Annotated in this window: 17 protein-coding genes and 3 tRNA genes; 17 read left to right on the forward strand and 3 right to left on the reverse strand. The window is 73.3% G+C overall.

Annotated elements, in window-relative coordinates; translation table 11 throughout:
• Positions 1-46 precede the first annotated feature (46 nt).
• The 4 genes from ACMT9T_RS11330 (at position 47) to ACMT9T_RS11345 (ending at position 3853) form a co-directional block, all read left to right on the forward strand.
• Positions 47-757 (forward strand): YoaK family protein, encoded by a 711-nt coding sequence (locus ACMT9T_RS11330; protein ID WP_414745632.1) that lies wholly within the window; start codon positions 47-49, stop codon positions 755-757.
• A gap of 61 nt (positions 758-818) precedes the next feature.
• Positions 819-1565 carry a YoaK family protein gene (locus ACMT9T_RS11335; protein WP_414745633.1) on the forward strand — a complete coding sequence of 249 codons (747 nt, stop codon included), beginning with the start codon at positions 819-821 and terminating at the stop codon, positions 1563-1565.
• 45 nt (positions 1566-1610) lie between these two features.
• Positions 1611-2420, forward strand: a complete 810-nt coding sequence (locus tag ACMT9T_RS11340; RefSeq protein ID WP_414745634.1) for an inositol monophosphatase family protein — start codon at positions 1611-1613, stop codon at positions 2418-2420.
• Between the two features lie 227 nt (positions 2421-2647).
• Positions 2648-3853: a peptidoglycan DD-metalloendopeptidase family protein gene (locus ACMT9T_RS11345; protein WP_414745635.1), complete on the forward strand. Its 1206-nt coding sequence runs from the start codon at positions 2648-2650 to the stop codon at positions 3851-3853.
• 75 nt (positions 3854-3928) lie between these two features.
• Here the strand turns inward: ACMT9T_RS11345 and ACMT9T_RS11350 are convergent, their stop codons facing one another.
• The gene (locus tag ACMT9T_RS11350; protein WP_414745636.1) at positions 3929-5668 is read right to left on the reverse strand and encodes a glycoside hydrolase family 13 protein; all 1740 of its coding nucleotides are present in this window, start codon (positions 5666-5668) and stop codon (positions 3929-3931) included.
• A gap of 127 nt (positions 5669-5795) precedes the next feature.
• Between ACMT9T_RS11350 and ACMT9T_RS11355 the strand changes: the two genes are divergently transcribed.
• The 7 genes from ACMT9T_RS11355 (at position 5796) to ACMT9T_RS11385 (ending at position 10090) form a co-directional block, all read left to right on the forward strand.
• Complete coding sequence (locus ACMT9T_RS11355; RefSeq protein WP_414745637.1) at positions 5796-6734, forward strand: aldo/keto reductase; 939 nt, start codon at positions 5796-5798, stop codon at positions 6732-6734.
• Positions 6735-6843: 109 nt separating this feature from the next.
• A tRNA-Thr gene (locus ACMT9T_RS11360) sits at positions 6844-6915 on the forward strand.
• 38 nt (positions 6916-6953) lie between these two features.
• Positions 6954-7027: transfer RNA gene (locus ACMT9T_RS11365), tRNA-Met, on the forward strand.
• A 185-nt stretch (positions 7028-7212) separates the two neighbouring features.
• Complete coding sequence (locus ACMT9T_RS11370) at positions 7213-7410, forward strand: hypothetical protein (RefSeq protein ID WP_414745638.1); 198 nt, start codon at positions 7213-7215, stop codon at positions 7408-7410.
• A 637-nt stretch (positions 7411-8047) separates the two neighbouring features.
• Positions 8048-8497 (forward strand): FAS1-like dehydratase domain-containing protein, encoded by a 450-nt coding sequence (locus ACMT9T_RS11375; protein ID WP_414745639.1) that lies wholly within the window; start codon positions 8048-8050, stop codon positions 8495-8497.
• Positions 8494-8928, forward strand: coding sequence for a MaoC/PaaZ C-terminal domain-containing protein (locus ACMT9T_RS11380; RefSeq protein ID WP_414745640.1), 435 nt, complete (start codon positions 8494-8496; stop codon positions 8926-8928). Before ACMT9T_RS11375 ends, ACMT9T_RS11380 begins: the two co-directional genes overlap by 4 nt.
• A gap of 7 nt (positions 8929-8935) precedes the next feature.
• Positions 8936-10090 carry a UDP-N-acetylmuramate dehydrogenase gene (locus ACMT9T_RS11385; protein WP_414745641.1) on the forward strand — a complete coding sequence of 385 codons (1155 nt, stop codon included), beginning with the start codon at positions 8936-8938 and terminating at the stop codon, positions 10088-10090.
• Between the two features lie 33 nt (positions 10091-10123).
• Here ACMT9T_RS11385 and ACMT9T_RS11390 read toward each other — a convergent pair whose 3' ends face one another.
• Positions 10124-11341, reverse strand: a complete 1218-nt coding sequence (locus ACMT9T_RS11390; protein WP_414745642.1) for a pyridoxal phosphate-dependent aminotransferase — start codon at positions 11339-11341, stop codon at positions 10124-10126.
• Positions 11342-11530: 189 nt separating this feature from the next.
• Between ACMT9T_RS11390 and ACMT9T_RS11395 the strand changes: the two genes are divergently transcribed.
• From ACMT9T_RS11395 to ACMT9T_RS11420, 6 genes are all read left to right on the forward strand, one after another.
• Positions 11531-11603 (forward strand) — tRNA-Trp (locus ACMT9T_RS11395).
• 86 nt (positions 11604-11689) lie between these two features.
• A complete protein-coding gene (gene secE, locus ACMT9T_RS11400) occupies positions 11690-11962 on the forward strand; it encodes a preprotein translocase subunit SecE (RefSeq protein ID WP_053775399.1) in 273 nt (90 codons plus the stop codon).
• A gap of 195 nt (positions 11963-12157) precedes the next feature.
• Positions 12158-13195 carry a transcription termination/antitermination protein NusG gene (nusG, locus tag ACMT9T_RS11405; protein ID WP_414745643.1) on the forward strand — a complete coding sequence of 346 codons (1038 nt, stop codon included), beginning with the start codon at positions 12158-12160 and terminating at the stop codon, positions 13193-13195.
• 53 nt (positions 13196-13248) lie between these two features.
• Positions 13249-13680 carry a 50S ribosomal protein L11 gene (gene rplK / locus ACMT9T_RS11410; RefSeq protein ID WP_012039476.1) on the forward strand — a complete coding sequence of 144 codons (432 nt, stop codon included), beginning with the start codon at positions 13249-13251 and terminating at the stop codon, positions 13678-13680.
• Between the two features lie 99 nt (positions 13681-13779).
• Positions 13780-14466: a 50S ribosomal protein L1 gene (gene rplA / locus ACMT9T_RS11415; protein ID WP_012299879.1), complete on the forward strand. Its 687-nt coding sequence runs from the start codon at positions 13780-13782 to the stop codon at positions 14464-14466.
• Positions 14467-14569: 103 nt separating this feature from the next.
• The gene (locus ACMT9T_RS11420; protein ID WP_414745644.1) at positions 14570-15157 is read left to right on the forward strand and encodes a GNAT family N-acetyltransferase; all 588 of its coding nucleotides are present in this window, start codon (positions 14570-14572) and stop codon (positions 15155-15157) included.
• A 15-nt stretch (positions 15158-15172) separates the two neighbouring features.
• On the opposite strand, the gene ACMT9T_RS11425 is transcribed toward ACMT9T_RS11420, so the two are convergent.
• A complete protein-coding gene (locus ACMT9T_RS11425) occupies positions 15173-16129 on the reverse strand; it encodes an NADP-dependent oxidoreductase (protein ID WP_414745884.1) in 957 nt (318 codons plus the stop codon).
• Positions 16130-16352 lie beyond the last annotated feature (223 nt).

A 16352-nucleotide genomic window follows, 5' to 3' on the forward strand; every position in this document is an offset into this window, starting at 1 on the left:
CCCCTAATTTGGGGCGCCGACCGTCCCGACTTCGAGGAGATCTCCCATGCCCCGAGACCGGCCGCAAGGCGCGTACGTCGCCGCCCTGCTCGTCCTCACCGCCGCCACCGGAGCGATCGACGGCGTGAGCTACCTCGCCCTCGACCGCGTGTTCACCGGCAACATGACCGGCAACGTCATCTTCATCGGCTTCGGCCTGGTGGGCGTCGCCGGCGTCCCCGTCCTCAACAACCTCGTCGCGCTGCTCGCCTTCATGGCCGGCGCCGTCCTCGCGGCCCGCATCACGTGCCGCGCCCCCACCGACCTGCGCCTGCCGAGGTCCGCCGTCTGGATCCTCGTCACGGGCACCGTGCTCACCTTCGCGCTCGCGGGCGTCTGGTTCGCGGTCGGCACGCTCGACAAGGGCGTGATGATCGTCGTCACCGGGCTCTTCTCGCTGCTGCTCGGCGCGCAGGCGGCCTCCGTGAAGAGCATCGGCCTGCCCGACCTCTCCACCGTGGTGGTGACGATGACCGCGGTGAGCCTCTCCGCGGACAGCCGCATCGCCGGCGGCTCGGGCGCCGCGTGGGCCCGCCGCTTCGGCGCCATCGCGAGCATGGCGCTCGGCGCGCTGGTCTCCGCGCTCATCACCACGCGCATCGGCGCCCCGTGGGCGCTCCTGGTGGCGGGCACGCTCATGGCGGCCGGGGTCGGCATGCTCGTGAACGCGCGCCGCATCGACCGGGAGCGCGTGCGGGCGGACGCCGCAGTCGCGTGACGTCGGCGGCGGCCGCCTAGGGTGAGGGGATCCGCCGCCCGACCGCCGAGGAGATCCGCCCGTGTCCCGTCCCTGGCCCGAGGGTTCCTACATCGCCGCCCTGCTCGTGATGACCACCGCCACCGGCGCCATCGACGGCGTGAGCTACCTCGCGCTCGACCGCGTCTTCACCGGCAACATGACCGGCAACGTGCTCTTCATCGGCTTCGGCCTGGTGGGCGTCGCCGACATCCCCGTGCTCAACAACCTCGTGGCGCTCGTGGCCTTCATGCTCGGGGCGGTGATCGCGTCGCGCATCACGCGCCGGGCGCCGACCGACGTGCACCTGCCGCGCTCCTCCGTCTGGATCCTCGTCACCGGCACCCTCCTCACCCTCGCGCTCGCCGTGGTCTGGCTCGCGGTCGGCGCGCTCGACACGGGCGTGATGATCGCGATCACCGGCTTTCTCGCGCTGCTCCTCGGCGCGCAGGCGGCGGCCGTGAAGAGCATCGGCCTGCGCGACCTCTCCACCGTGGTCGTGACGATGACGATGGTGAACCTCTCCTCCGACAGCCGCGTGGCCGGCGGGACGGGCGCCGCGTGGGCCCGCCGGATCGGCGCGATCGTCTGCATGGGGCTCGGCGCCCTGATCGCCGCGGTCATCACGACGCACGTCGGCGGGGCCTGGGCGCTGCTCGGGGCCGGCGGCCTCATGGTGCTGGGCGTCGGGCTGCTGTGGAACGCGCGCCGCGTGGAGCGGAACGGCCTGCGCGAGGGCGAGGCGGCGACCCCGGTGGTCGACGAGCGCACGGGCGCGGCCCCCGCCTGAGGCGACCGGCGACGCCGCCCGCCGGGCCTCTGGCAGGGTGGGAGCATGACCTCCCCCGGCGACGCCGCGCTCCTGACCATCGCCCGCGACATCGCCACCCGCGCGGGGGAGCTCGCGCTCCGCCGCCGCCGCGAGGGCGTCGAGGTGGCCGCGTCGAAGTCCAGCCCCGAGGACATCGTCACGCACACCGACCGCGAGACCGAGGACCTCATCCGGCAGGCGCTGCAGGACGTGCGCCCCGACGACGGCTTCCTCGGCGAGGAGTCCGAGGGCACGTCGGGCAGCTCGGGCCTCACCTGGGTCGTCGACCCCATCGACGGCACCGTCAACTTCCTCTACGGCATCCCCGCATGGGCCGTGAGCATCGCCGTGGTCGAGGGCGAGGCGGATCCGCTCACCTGGACCGCGCGCGCCGGCTGCGTCGTGAACCCCACGCTCGGCGAGGTGTACACGGCCACCGCGGGTGGCGGATCCGCGCTGGACGGACGCCCCCTCGCCGTGAACGCGGGCGTGCCGCTCTCCCTCGCGCTCGTCAGCACGGGCTTCTCCTACGGCGCGGCGAAGCGGATGGAGCAGGGCCGCGTCATCACCGACCTGCTCGGCGAGGTGCGCGACATCCGCCGCATCGGCGCCGCGTCGCTCGACCTGTGCAACGTCGCGGCCGGTCGCACGGACGCCTACTTCGAGCGCGGCCTCAAGCCCTGGGACCACGCGGCGGGCGCCCTCGTCGCGGCCGAGGCGGGCGCTCGGGTGACCGGGATCGGCGGCGGCCCCGCGTCCGCCGAGCTCCTCATCGCGGCGGATCCGGAGCTCGCGCGCGCCCTCGAGGACCGCCTGGAGCGCCCGCGCGCATAGCCCCTCCCGTCACGCGGCGCATCCCCCGGGTGGCGCGAATCCCTTCCTCCGGTTAGCCTTTACCGATCCGTTACATCGCGGCCGGGCTGGAACCGGCCGCACGCGCACGCCCCGACCCCCGTCGGCCGGCACCGCGCAGAACCTGTCCCCCGCACGAGGAGTCCTCAGATCCTGTCCGTCCTCCACGCCTCGCGTGCCCCCCAGTCCTCCGTCCGGCGGCCCTCGTGGTGACCCCCGACGAGACCGCAGGGGTCGTCTACCCGACGCGACGCGAGCGACGCGAGGCCGAGCGCCGTGCGGCCGAGGCGACGTCGGGCGGATCCGCGCCCCAGGTGATCGACGAGCAGGCGTCCGCGCACGCGGAGCCCGCCACGGACGCCGTCGAGCAGCCCGCCGCGCAGGACGCTCCGGCCGTGTCGCCCGCCCGGATCGTCTCCGTCGCGGTCGAGGCCCCCGCCGTCCCCACCACGCACCTGCCGGCCTCCGCCGAGCCCGTCGCGACGAACGCCGACGCCGTGCCGCTGTCGACCCGCGCCCGCCGTCTCCGCTCCGCTGCCGCCGCTCCCGACTCGCGCCGCTCGTCCTTCGTGCCCGCGAAGCGCGCCAGCGTCCCGGCCGCCGCCCCGCACGTCCGCGTGCGCGGTCGCCGCGTCCCCGTGTCCGCGCGCCCGCCCCTCGCGGCGCCGTCGCCCGAGGCCGCCGCCGGCCGTCGCCGCTCGAACGCGTCGCGCGGGCTCACGCTCCTCACCATGGCCTTCGTCGCCACCGTCACCATCGCCACCTCGCTGCCGTCCTCCGCGTTCCTCACCGGCCAGGACGTCGCGCAGGCGAACGTGGTCACGGACGCGCCGGCCAGCTCGGTCCCCAGCCAGAGCATCGCGCTCTCCGCCGCCCCCGAGGCCCGGGTCGTCGGCGGCACGGACGACGCCTTCACGGCCACGACGCCGCAGCAGATCATGCTCGCGCAGACGTCGAAGGGCGCGGGCGCCTTCACGAACGACATCAACGGCACGATCCAGTGGCCCTTCGCCGCGGGCGTGCCCATCAGCGGCGTGTTCGGCAAGCGCGTCGCGCCCTGCTCCAACGGCTGCTCGAGCAACCACCAGGGCGTCGACTTCGCGCCGGGCATGGGCGCGCCCATCCAGGCGATCGCCGACGGCGTCGTGCGCGAGGCCGTGAACAGCGACACGGGCCTCGGCGTCCACCTCGTCATCGACCACGTCATCGAGGGGCAGCTCGTCACGAGCGTCTACGGCCACCAGCTGCCGGGATCGCTGCGCGTCAAGGCGGGCGACCCCGTCAAGGTCGGCCAGCAGATCGGCCAGGTCGGCAACACGGGTGCGTCCACCGGCCCGCACCTCCACCTCGAGATCCGCATGGCGGACGGCACCGCGGTGGATCCCTTCGCCTGGCTCCAGGAGCACGCGAACTAGGTCCGCTCGCGCCCCGCACGACGACGCCCCCTCGCCCGAAGGCGAGGGGGCGTCGTCGCGTCCGGCGGGACCCGGCTAGTCGCGGACCATCCACACGGTCGTGTCCGACGGCACGGCGTCGCCGTCGAGCGGGCTGCTCGCGAGCAGCACGCGGCCCTCGGGCAGCGGCACGGACGCGGCGCCGAGGTTCGCGATGACCGTCAGCCCCGCGCTCTCGAACGCGATGACGTCGTCGCCTTCCGCGGTCATCCACGCGAGGTCGCCCAGCGCGAGCCCGTGCTCGCGGCGCAGCAGCAGCGCCTCCGTGTAGAGCGAGAGGGTGGACGCGGGATCCGCCTGCTCGGTGTCGCGCGCGAACCGGTCCCAGTCGTCAGGCTGCGGCAGCCAGCTGGCGTCGCCGTCGCTGAAGCCGTACGACGGCTTCCCGGCCTCCCACGGGATCGGCACGCGGCAGCCGTCGCGCCCGTAGCGCTCGCCCGCGGTGCGGTGGAACGTGGGATCCTGGCGCGCCTCGTCGGGCAGGCGGGTGTCCTCGGGCAGCCCGAGCTCCTCGCCCTGGTAGATGTACGCGCTGCCGGGCAGCGCCAGCATGAGCGCGCTGGCGGCGCGGGCCCGGCGGACGCCGAGCTCCTCGTCCACCGTCACGGTCGACCTCGGCCCGATGCCGACGCCCTGCGGGTTCTCGCCCGAGAGCGCCAGGCGGCTCGCGTGCCGCACGACATCGTGGTTCGAGAGCACCCACGTGCTCGGCGCGCCCACGGAGGAGAACGTCGCGAGCGACGCGTCGATCGTGCGGCGGAGCGCGGCCGCGTCCCACGGCGTCTCGAGGTAGCTGAAGTTGAAGGCCTGGTGCATCTCGTCCGGGCGGACCCAGTCGGCGAGCTTGGCGAGCGGCTCGACCCACGCCTCGGCGACCATGGCGCGGTCGCCGTCGTACGAGTCGAAGATCTCGCGCCACTCGCGGTAGATCTCGTGCACGCCCTCCTGCGCGAAGTACGGCGGCGGGGGAGCGGGCTGGTCGTCCACGCCGCCGGCGCCGCCCATGCTGCCCTGGCCCTCGGGCGGCGTGTAGTCGGGGAGGCCGGGCGCCTTGACCATGCCGTGCGCGACGTCGACGCGGAAGCCGTCGACGCCGCGGTCGAGCCAGAAGCGCAGGATCTCGCGGAAGCGCTCGCGCACCCACGGGTTCGTCCAGTCGAGGTCGGGCTGCGAGGAGTCGAACAGGTGCAGGTACCACTGGCCGGGCGTGCCGTCGGGCTCGGTGAGGCGCGACCAGGCCGGGCCGCCGAAGATCGACTCCCAGTTGTTCGGCGGGAGCTCGCCGTCGGCGCCCTTCCCGTCGCGGAACATGTAGCGGGCGCGCTCCTCGCTGCCGGCGGGGGAGGCGACGGCCTCCTGGAACCAGCGGTGCGCGGAGGACGTGTGGTTGGGGACGATGTCGACGATCACGCGGAGGCCGAGCTCGTGCGCGCGGCGCTGCATCCGGTCGAAGTCGTCGAGGGTGCCGAACAGCGGATCCACGTCGCAGTAGTCGGCGACGTCGTAGCCCGCGTCGTTCTGCGGGGAGAGGAAGAAGGGGGAGAGCCACACGGCGTCGACCCCGAGCTCGCGGAGCGCGGGGAGCCGCTCGGTGATGCCGGGGAGGTCGCCGATGCCGTCGCCGTCCGAGTCGGCGAACGAGCGGGGGTAGATCTGGTAGATCACGGCGGTGCGCCACCACTCGGATCCGGTGCCGTGCGCGTCGTCGCCGTCGGGGCGGGTCAGGATGTCGTCCCGGGCAGCCGGGGCGGGGGCTGTGGGGGATGCCGGAGTCATGCGTCGAGCCTAGGCGACGGGCAGGGAGCGGTCCCGACGCGGGGGAGGGACCGGAATAGGCGGACGCCCGCGGCGGCTTCACCCTGGGGCGGCCACCGCCGTCATCACCGGACGAAGGAGATCACCAATGACGAACCCCGCACGCGTGCCCCTCGGATCCAGCGGCCTGGACGTGTTCCCCCTGTCCTTCGGCGGCAACGTCTTCGGCTGGACCGCCGACGAGGCCACCTCCTTCCAGCTCCTCGACGCGTACGTCGAGGCCGGCGGCAACTTCGTCGACACCGCCGACGTCTACTCCGCGTGGAAGCCCGGCAACTCCGGCGGCGAGTCCGAGGAGATCATCGGCCGCTGGCTCGCCTCGCGCGGGCGCCCCGACGGCCTCGTCATCGCGACCAAGGTCGGCGCGCACGACGCCGCGAAGGGCACGTCGCGCGACAGCGTCCGCCGCGGCGTCGAGGCCAGCCTCCGCCGTCTGGGCGTCGACGCGATCGACCTCTACTACGCGCACGTCGACGACCAGGAGACCCCGATCGAGGAGACCGTCACCGCGCTCGCCGAGCTGGTCGCCGAGGGCAAGGTCCGCGCGATCGGCGCCTCCAACTTCACGGCCGAGCGCCTGCAGGCCGCGCTCGACGTCTCGGCCCGCGAGGGGATCGCCCGCTTCGAGGTGCTCCAGAACCGCTACAACCTCGTGGCGCGCGACGCCTACGAGGGCGAGCTCGCCGACCTGCTGATCCGCGAGGGCATCGCCTCCGCCCCGTACTCGAGCCTCGCCAGCGGCTTCCTCACGGGCAAGTACCGCGGCGCCGAGGTCGACAGCCCCCGCGCCGGAGCGGCCTCGAAGTACTACGACGACCACGGCCGCGCCCTCCTCGACGTCCTCGACCGGGTCGCCGAGGCGCACGGCGTCTCCGTCACGACGGTGTCGCTCGCCTGGCTCCGGGCCCAGCCGTCCGTCACCGCGCCCATCGCGAGCGCGCGCGACCTCACGCAGCTGCCGGACCTCCTCGCCTCCGTGGAGCTCGAGCTCACGGCCGACGAGATCCGCGACCTCTCCGCCGTCTGACCCGCGCCCTCCGGCCGTGCCCCGGTCCGGGGCCGTCACGCGTCTCGCGGGCGGTCCCGGACCTGCTATCGTCGTATGGTTCCAGCGCGTCTCCGACGCGCCCGAGCACGCCCCCATAGCTCATTGGTAGAGCACTTCCTTGGTAAGGAAGAGGTAGTGAGTTCAATCCTCACTGGGGGCTCGATCCCTCAGCTGGCCGCGGCCGGCGTCGAGGGTCATGGCGGGGTAGCTCAGGTGGTTAGAGCACACGGCTCATAATCGTGGTGTCGCGGGTTCAAGTCCCGCTCCCGCTACGGAAGCGCGGATCCTCTCGGGTCCGTCCTCCTCGATAGGCCCCGGACACCTCTCGCCAGGTTCCGGGGCCTTTCCTCTGCCCTCGAGGCCGTGCCCTCTCGGCCCTGCCCCTCGGCCGGCCGCCGCGTGTCCTCCCGCGGCCCGCGCCCTGTCGGCGGCCCCTCCGGCGGCGTAGCCTCCCGGCATGACCCACCACGAGTCCACGGACCCCACCGACCACGACCACGCCTCGGGCGCCGAGCACGACGACGTGCTCTACAAGACCCAGGGCAACCCCGTCCCCGACGCGCACGACGAGGAGCGCCGCGAGGCGCCCGCCGGCGGCGACTACACCGCCAGCGAGTCCGAGGAGGAGAAGGAGGCGCGCGAGGGCGGCGCCTGATCCGCATCCCGCGCACCGAGCGCACGAGGGCCGCCGCGACGCGATCGCGGCGGCCCTCCGCGCGTCCGGAGGGGCCTCGCCCGGCGCCCCGCGCGGCGCGACACGCCCGCCCGTCGCGGGGCCGCGCGACCGGTCCCGCGGCCGGATCCGCATGACGACGCGGAAGGCGCCGCGACACGCCGAAACACTAGATGTAGTGGAATGACAGGTCTGTAGTTCGGGTTATATAGTGGAGAACCTCACCGCCCCACCGGGTGGCCGAGCACACCGGATCCTCGCGAAGACGCGGATCCGGAGGCCATCGGGGCGAGAGCCACGAGACCTGAGGAGCCGCACCGGCGGCTCCCGACACGACACAACGGGAGGCACCCATGGACTACGACAACAACGACACCGTCGGCGGCTACGCGATCCCCGTCGACCCCATGGAGCTCCTGCAGTGCGACTCCTGCCAGTAGGCAGCTGACGCCGCACGAGCGGCATCGCGACCCGGGCCCCGGTCCCCACGAGAAGTGGGGGCCGGGGCTCTCGCGTACCCGGGAGGACCCGCGCCGGGGCTCTCGCGTACCCGGGGGACCCGCGCCGGGGCTCTCGCGTGCCCGGGAGGAGCATCCGGCCCGCCGCGTAGGATCGACCGGTGCCAGTGAATCCAGAGATCCAGGGCCGCGTGCTCCCCGCCGCCGCCCCGTACCTGGTGGGACGCGAGAAGGTGCGCGAGTTCGCCCGCGCCGTCGGCGCCACCCACCCCGTCCACCTCGACCCCGAGGCCGCGCGCGCCGCGGGCCACGCCGACGTGGTCGCGCCGAGCACGTTCCCCGTGGTCGTGCAGGAGGCGACGCTCGCGCAGCTGCTCGCCGAGCCCGACGCCGGCATCGACTTCAGCCGCGTCGTCCACGGCGAGCAGGCCTTCACCTACTCGCGGCCCGTGGTCGCGGGCGACGAGCTCACCGCGACCCTCACCGTCACGAAGGTCGCCTCGCTCGGCGGCAACGCGATGGTGACGGCCGAGTCCGCGATGGTCGACGCGTCCGGCGCGCACGTCGTCACGGCCGTCTCCACCCTCGTGGTCCGCGGGGACGACGCGTGAGCGCCGCACCCGTGCCCGTGCTGGCCGACCTCGCCGTGGGCGACGTCGTCGCCGAGCGCTCCGTGCACCTCACCCGCGACTCCCTCGTCCGCTACGCGGGCGCGTCCGGCGACTTCAACCCCATCCACTACCGCGACGACGTGGCCACGTCGGTCGGGCTGCCGGGCGTGCTCGCCCACGGCATGCTCACCATGGGCCAGGCCGTGCAGCCCGTCGCCGACTGGGCGGGGGATCCGTCGCGCATCGTGTCCTACGGCGTGCGGTTCACGCGGCCCGTGGTCGTGGATCCCGCGGACGGCCAGGACCTCGCGATCGTCGCCAAGGTCGGCGCGATCGACGCGGAGGCCGGCACCGTCCGCATCGACGTCGCCGTGTCCGTCGACGGCAAGACGGTCCTCGGCCGCGCCCAGGCGCAGGTCCGGCTGGCGTAGGGCCCCCGTGACGATCGAGACCCACCGCGACGCCCCGCTCGCCGACCTCACCACGCTGCGCGTCGGCGGTCCGGCCGAGGAGCTCGTGACCGTGAGCGAGCGCGACGAGCTCGTCGACACCCTCCTCGGCCTCTGGGCCGTGGGCGAGGACTGGATGGTCCTGGGCGGCGGATCCAACTCCCTCATCTCCGACGAGGGCGTCGAGGGCACCGTCGTCCGCATCGCGACCCGCGGCGTCGAGGTCGGCGAGGAGCGCCCCGACGGCACCGTGCTCGTGCGCGTGCAGGCGGGCGAGCCGTGGGACGCGCTCGTCGCGCGCACCGTGGTCGACGGGCTTGCGGGGCTGGAGGCGCTGTCGGGAATCCCCGGATCCACCGGCGCCTCGCCCGTGCAGAACATCGGCGCGTACGGCCAGGAGGTCGCCGACGTCCTCGAGGGCGTCGACTTCCTGGACTACGAGACGGGGGCGGTGGAGCGCCTCGGCGCCGCGGACCTCGGCCTCGGCTACCGCACGTCGTCGCTCAAGCGCGGCCGCGTCGGCGTCGTGCTGTCGGTCGACTTCGCGCTCACCCGCGGCGAGGGGCCCGAGGCGCTCGGCCTCCCCGTGGCGTACCCGCAGCTCGCGGGCGCGCTCGGCGTGGAGCTCGGCGACCGCGTGCCGGTGGCCCGCGTGCGCGAGACGGTGCTCGCCCTCCGCGGGTCCAAGGGCATGGTGCTCGACGACGCGGATCCCGACACCTGGAGCGCCGGGTCGTTCTTCACCAACCCCATCGTCAGCGCCGCGTTCGCCCGCACGCTGCCGGCCGACGCCCCGCGCTGGCCGCAGGAGGATCCGCCGCAGGACCTCGTCGTGCCGCTCGGCGACGCGTGGGAGGTCGCCGACGCGATCGAGCGGGAGGCCGCCGCGCGCCGCCGCCGCGAGCCCGCGGGCGTGAAGCTCAGCGCCGCGTGGCTCATCGAGCACTCGGGGGTGCACCGCGGGTTCCGGCTGCCGGGGTCCGGCGCGGCCGTCTCCTCCAAGCACACGCTCGCGCTCACGAACCGCGGCACCGCCACGGCCGAGGACGTCGCCGCCCTCGCGCGCTACGTGCAGGGCCGCGTGATGAGCGAGCACGGCGTGATCCTGCAGCCCGAGCCCGTGCTGGTCGGCCTGTCCCTCTAGGGGCGGGCCGGCCCGCACGGGCCGGGCGGCGGATCAGGCCAGCAGGTCGCGGATCCGGCGCACGCCCTCGAGCAGCGCCTCGTCGCCCAGGGCGTAGCTGAAGCGCAGGAATCCGCTCGGGCCGAACGCCTCGCCGGGGACCGCGGCGATCTCCGCCTTCTCGAGCAGCACGTCGGCGACCTCGAGCGAGGTGGTCGGCGTGACGCCGTCGATGTCGCGGCCGAAGAGCCCGGTCACGTCGGGGTAGACGTAGAACGCGCCCTGCGGCGTGGGCGTGACGAAGCCGGGGATGGCGTCGAGCTCGGCGACGATCGTGCGGCGGCGGCGGTCGAACGCCTCGCGCATCCGGTCGACGGTGTCGCGCGGTCCGCGCAGCGCCGCGATGGCCGCGCGCTGCGAGACGTTGGAGACGTTGGAGGAGAGGTGCGACTGCAGGTTGCCCGCGGCCTTGATGGCGTCGGCCGGGCCGACCATCCATCCCACGCGCCAGCCGGTCATCGCGTACGTCTTGGCGACGCCGTTGACGAGGATCGTGCGGTCGGCCAGCGCCGGCACCACGTCGACGATGCTCGCCGCCTCGGCGCCGTCGTAGACGAGGTCCTGGTAGATCTCGTCGCTGATGACCCAGAGGCCCTTCGAGTCCGCCCACTCGCCGATCTCGCGGGTCTGCTCCCGCGAGTAGACGGCGCCCGTGGGGTTCGAGGGCGAGACGAACAGGAGCACCTTGGTGCGCGGCGTCCACGCGGCCTCGAGCTGCTCGACGGTGACGAGGTAGCCCTGGTCGGCGCCCGCGAAGACGTCGACGGGCACGCCGCCCGCCAGGCGGATGGCCTCGGGGTAGGTGGTCCAGTACGGCGTCGGCACGAGGACCTCGTCGCCCTGGTCGAGCAGCGTCTGGAACGCCTGGTAGACGGCCTGCTTGCCGCCGTTGGTGACGATGATCCGGTCGATCCCCACGTCGAGGCCCGAGGACGTGCGCGTCTTCTCGGCGATCGCCTCGCGGAGGTCGGGGAGGCCGGCGGCCGCGGTGTAGCGGTGGTTGCGGGGATCGCGCGCCGCCTCGACCGCGGCCTCGACCACGTAGTCGGGCGTCGGGAAGTCGGGCTCGCCCGCGGCGAAGCTGATGACGGGGCGTCCGGCGGCCTGCAGGGCCTTGGCCTTGCCGTCGACCTTGAGGGTCGCGGACTCGGCGATGGATCCGATGCGGGTGGAGACGCGGCTGAGGGGGACGGTGCTCTGCGGTTCGGCCATGCCCCGAGCATAGGGATCCGCGCCGGGCGCCACGCGGGTCCGCGGGAGGCGTCCGCGACCGGCCCGACCGGGCGGGCGCGGATGCTGGTACACTCGTCCGGGTCGGTATCTCCGCCATGCTCTTCCGCGCCTTCTTCCGTCCGTGCTCGCACGGTCGTGGGGCGCAGGGGCAGGCGGGCGCCGACGCAGAGGGTGGTGGCTCAATTGGTAGAGCAGCGGTCTCCAAAACCGCAGGTTGCAGGTTCGAGTCCTGTCCGCCCTGCTAGATGGAACGGGTCCCCGGGCGCGTGACATCGCGGCTGGCCCGAGCTCCGGGCGCAGCCGAGCAATGCAGGAAGGGACCCACGCGTGGCGCGGAAGATCGTCGACGAGCCGAGCGAGGAGATCGTCGCGCACGCTCGCGAGCAGCGGGACGCACGACGCAACCCCTTCGCCCGGCTGGTGCTCTTCATCAAGCAGGTCGTGCAGGAGCTCAAGAAGGTGGTCACGCCCACCCGCAAGGAGCTGCTCACGTTCACGGGAGTGGTGCTGGCCTTCGTCATCGTCATGATGGTGATCGTCTCGCTGCTCGACCAGCTGTTCGGGTACCTCGCCATCGTGGTGTTCGGCAACGGCGCCTAGCACCAGGGCCCCCACCGGGGGCGGCACGGGCCGGACGGCGGGCTGCGCACGGGATCCACGGGTCCCGGGCGTCGCGGAGCACGGGCGGCCGAGCGCGGCGGATCCCCACGGGTCCCGCGGCCGCGCCACCCGGGCCCGGGAGCAGCACGGCACGCACACGGCAACGCACGACGAAGAACGAGGGAAGTAGATCCATTGGCTGAGAGCAAGCGCGACGACGTCGACCTCGCCCCCGCGGCGGAGCAGTCCTCCGAGGTGGACGAGGTCCAGGAGGGCCACGCCATCGAGTCCTCCGAGGAGAGCTCGGACGCGGCGGAGCACACCGCCCTGCACGTCGAGGGCGACTCGGTCGAGACCGACCTGACCGCCGCGCTCGACGCGATGGAGTCCGTCGAGGACCCCGAGGCCGACGCCATCGTCGAGGACGCCCTCGACATCGACTCGCCCGACGAGGCCGAGGCCGCCGTCGAGGCGACCGACGACGAGGCCGAGGAGGAGGCAGCCGAGGAGGCGCTCGAGCCCGCCGACGTCGCGCCCGCCAGCGCCGAGGACATCGCCCTCGCCGAGGCCGACCTGGTGCCCGACGAGGACGCGTCCGCCGAGGACGACTCCGACGTCGACCCCTACGAGGACTTCCGCAAGGAGCTCCGCTCCAAGCCGGGCAAGTGGTACGTCATCCACTCCTACGCGGGCTTCGAGCGCCGCGTGAAGAGCAACATCGAGAACCGCATGGTGTCGCTCAACATGGAGGACGACATCTACCAGATCGAGGTCCCGATGGAGGACGTCGTCGAGATCAAGAACGGCCAGCGCAAGATGGTCAACCGCGTGCGCATCCCCGGCTACGTGCTGGTGCGCATGAGCCTCAACGAGGACAGCTGGTCGGTCGTCCGCCACACCCCCGGCGTCACGGGCTTCGTGGGCAACGCCCACAACCCCACGCCCCTCCGCTTCGAGGAGGCCTTCTCCATGCTGAAGAGCCTCGTCGAGATCAAGGAGGTGGCGCAGGTCAAGGGCCAGCCCACCAAGGGCGGCCAGGCGCAGCGCGTCGTCGCCGCCGAGGTCGACTTCGAGATCGGCGAGACCATCACGATCAAGGAGGGCTCGTTCGCGGGCCTCCCCGGCTCCATCAGCGAGATCAAGCCCGAGAGCGGCAAGCTCACGGTCCTCGTCTCCCTGTTCGAGCGCGAGACCCCGGTCGAGCTCAGCTTCGACCAGGTCACCAAGCTCTAGGCGGTCGGGCCGCGCGGCCCGCTCGATCTAGCAATCAAGAAGAAGGAAGAGAAATGGCACCGAAGAAGAAGGTCACGGGTCTGATCAAGCTGCAGATCAAGGCCGGCGCCGCCAACCCCGCACCGCCCATCGGGCCGGCGCTGGGACAGCACGGCGTCAACATCATGGAGTTCTGCAAGGCGTACAACGCCCAGACCGAGGCTCAGCGCGGGAACGTCATCCCCGTCGAGATCACCGTCTACGAGGACCGGACGTTCACGTTCATCCTCAAGACGCCCCCGGCCGCGGAGCTCATCAAGAAGGCCGCCGGAGTCGCCAAGGGCTCGGGCACGCCGCACACGGTCAAGGTCGCGAAGCTCACGATGGACCAGGTCCGCGAGATCGCCGAGCAGAAGCAGGCCGACCTCAACGCCAACGACATCGACGCCGCGGCGAAGATCATCGCCGGCACCGCCCGCTCCATGGGCATCACGGTCGAGGCCTAGCCTCCACCACCCGCGGGTCCCGATCGGGATCCGCTCCAGCATCACGCGGGAGAGCCAGCCAGGCTCACATCCACCGCACTCTCGAAACAGGAGACACGAATGGCGAAGTCAAAGGCCTACCGGGCCGCAGCCGAGAAGATCGACCTGACGAAGGCGTACACCGCCTCGGAGGCCGTCGAGCTCGCGCGCGAGACCGGATCCAGCAAGTTCGACAGCACCGTCGAGGTCGCGCTCAAGCTCGGCGTCGACCCCCGCAAGGCAGACCAGATGGTCCGCGGCACCGTCATCCTTCCTCACGGTACCGGCAAGACCGCCCGCGTCATCGTCTTCGCGACGGGCCCCGCGGCCGAGGCGGCCATCGCCGCCGGAGCCGACGAGGTCGGCGGCGACGAGCTCATCGAGAAGGTGGCGGGCGGCTACACGTCGTTCGATTCCGCCGTCTCGACGCCCGAGCTCATGGGCAAGGTGGGACGCCTCGGAAAGGTCCTCGGACCGCGTGGCCTCATGCCCAACCCCAAGACCGGAACGGTCACCCCGGACGTCGCGCGCGCGGTGTCCGACATCAAGGGCGGCAAGATCGAGTTCCGCGTCGACAAGCACGCCAACGTCCACTTCGTGGTCGGCAAGGCGAGCTTCTCGCCCGAGCAGCTCTCCGAGAACGTCGGCGCCGCGCTCGAGGAGATCGTCCGCCTCAAGCCGTCCTCCTCCAAGGGCCGCTACGTGCAGAAGGCCACGGTCTCCACGACCTTCGGCCCCGGCATCCCGGTGGACGTCAACTCCATCTAGCCCCATCGCGCGGAAGCGCACGCACGACCAGCAGCACAGGAAGGGCCCGCCTCGGCGGGCCCTTCCGTCGTATCCGGGGCGTGCGGCTGCCTAGGCTCGGAGGGTGAGCATCCCGGATCCCGCCGTCGCGTCCTTCCGCGTCGCGACGCCCGCCGACGCCGACGAGGTGGCCGCCCTCGCCGCCCGCACCTTCGCGCTCGCGTGCCCGCCGACCACGACGGCCGAGGCGATCGCGGAGCACATCGACACGGTCCTGTCGCCGGCGCGCTTCCGGGCGCACCTCGCGGATCCCTCCCACCGCGTCGTGATCGCGGAGGTCGACGGGCGCGCGGTCGGCTACACGATGGTCGTCGCGGCGCCGCCGGCGGATCCGGACGTGGCGGGCGCCCTGCGTCTGCGGCCGGTCATCGAGCTGAGCAAGGTGTACGTGGAGGCGGGATCGCACGGCGTCGGGGTCGCGCGGCCGCTCATGGCGGAGACGCTGCGGATCGCGCGCGACCTGGCGGGGGAGCGGGGCCGGGACGCGGACGCGGGGATCTGGCTGGGCGTCAACGAATACAACGCGCGCGCGATCCGGTTCTACGCGCGCAGCGGGTTCCGCATCGTGGGGACGCGGTCGTTCCGGCTCGCGGACGCCGTCGAGACGGACCACGTGATGGAGCGGCCGCTCGCGCCGACCGCGGAGGGCTGAGCGCCCGCCCGTCCGTCAGCCCCGGGCCACGTTGAGCACGACCTTGCCGCGCGCGTGGCCGCTCTCCATGTGGCGGTGCGCCGCGGCCGCGTCCTCCAGGTCGAAGACCTCGTCGACGTAGACCCGGATGTCGCCCGACTCGAGCAGCCGCGAGATCACGGCGAGCGTCTGGCCCTCGGGTGCCACCTCGTAGTGCGTGGCGCGCACGCCCGCGGCGGCGGCATCCTGCACGAGGGTCGGCCAGCCGCGCGTGGGCGAGCTCACCAGGAGGCCGCCCGGGCGGAGCACCTGGAGCGAGCGGGTGCCGGTGTCGTCGGTGCAGTTGCCGACCAGGTCGATCACGACGTCGACGTCGGCGAGCACGTCCTCGAAGCGCGCCTGCGTGCGGTCGATGACCTCGTCGGCGCCGAGCTCCGCGAGCCAGTCGACGTTGCGCGGTGAGCCCGTGGCGATCACGCGGGCCCCGAAGTGCTTGGCGAACTGCACGGCGAAGTGGCCGACGCCGCCCGCCCCCGCGTGCACCAGCACGACCTGGCCCTCGTGGGCCCGGCCGATGTCCACCACCATGCCCCAGGCCGTGAGCGCGCTCACGGGCGTCGCGGCGGCCTCGACGTGCGAGAGCCGGGCGGGCTTGCGCGCGAGGCTGACGCTCGGGACGGCGATGTAGGGGGCGTAGCTGCCGGGCATCCGCGGCACCATGGCGAGGCCGAACACCTCGTCGCCCGGATGCAGCGCGTGGTCCTCGTACGGCGACTCGACGACGACGCCGCTGAAGTCGCGGCCGAGCACCGCGGGCAGGGTCCCGAGGGTCGGCCCGCCGGGATCGCCCGCGCGGAGCCGGAGGTCGATGGGGTTGACGCCCGCGGCGACGACCTTCACGAGCACCTCCGCGTCCTGGCGGCGCGGCACCGGCACGTCCGCCACGTGCAGCACGTCGGGCCCGCCCGTCTCCGTGACCACGACCGCGCGCATGGTCTCCCCGTGCGGCGCGAGCGCGACGGCCGCGGCCGCGCGATCCCGCTGGGCCTCGGCGGCGACGCCGGCTCTGGACTGGATGACCTGGCTCATCGTGCGACCCCTCCTCGGACGCGGTGACGTGGTGGATCCCACCGCGCCCCCGCTCCTCCAGTGAAGTCGGCGCGTGAGTCAGGCGTGTTTCCGCGGTGTTCCCCGGGCGAGAAGAATGCGGCGGGAG

The organism is Clavibacter vidaverae (assembly GCF_047529985.1).
GTDB lineage: Bacteria > Actinomycetota > Actinomycetes > Actinomycetales > Microbacteriaceae > Clavibacter > Clavibacter nebraskensis_A.

Coding starts and splice junctions, on each gene's coding strand:
- ACMT9T_RS11330 (WP_414745632.1), top strand. CDS start 47: ATGCCCCGAGACCGGCCGCAAGGCGCGTACGTCGCCGCCCTGCTCGTC.
- ACMT9T_RS11340 (WP_414745634.1), top strand. CDS start 1,611: ATGACCTCCCCCGGCGACGCCGCGCTCCTGACCATCGCCCGCGACATC.
- ACMT9T_RS11350 (WP_414745636.1), bottom strand. CDS start 5,668: ATGACTCCGGCATCCCCCACAGCCCCCGCCCCGGCTGCCCGGGACGAC.
- ACMT9T_RS11355 (WP_414745637.1), top strand. CDS start 5,796: ATGACGAACCCCGCACGCGTGCCCCTCGGATCCAGCGGCCTGGACGTG.
- ACMT9T_RS11370 (WP_414745638.1), top strand. CDS start 7,213: ATGACCCACCACGAGTCCACGGACCCCACCGACCACGACCACGCCTCG.
- ACMT9T_RS11390 (WP_414745642.1), bottom strand. CDS start 11,341: ATGGCCGAACCGCAGAGCACCGTCCCCCTCAGCCGCGTCTCCACCCGC.
- rplK (WP_012039476.1), top strand. CDS start 13,249: ATGGCACCGAAGAAGAAGGTCACGGGTCTGATCAAGCTGCAGATCAAG.
- rplA (WP_012299879.1), top strand. CDS start 13,780: ATGGCGAAGTCAAAGGCCTACCGGGCCGCAGCCGAGAAGATCGACCTG.
- ACMT9T_RS11425 (WP_414745884.1), bottom strand. CDS start 16,129: ATGCGCGCGGTCGTGGTCACGGAGACGGGCGGGCCCGACGTGCTGCAC.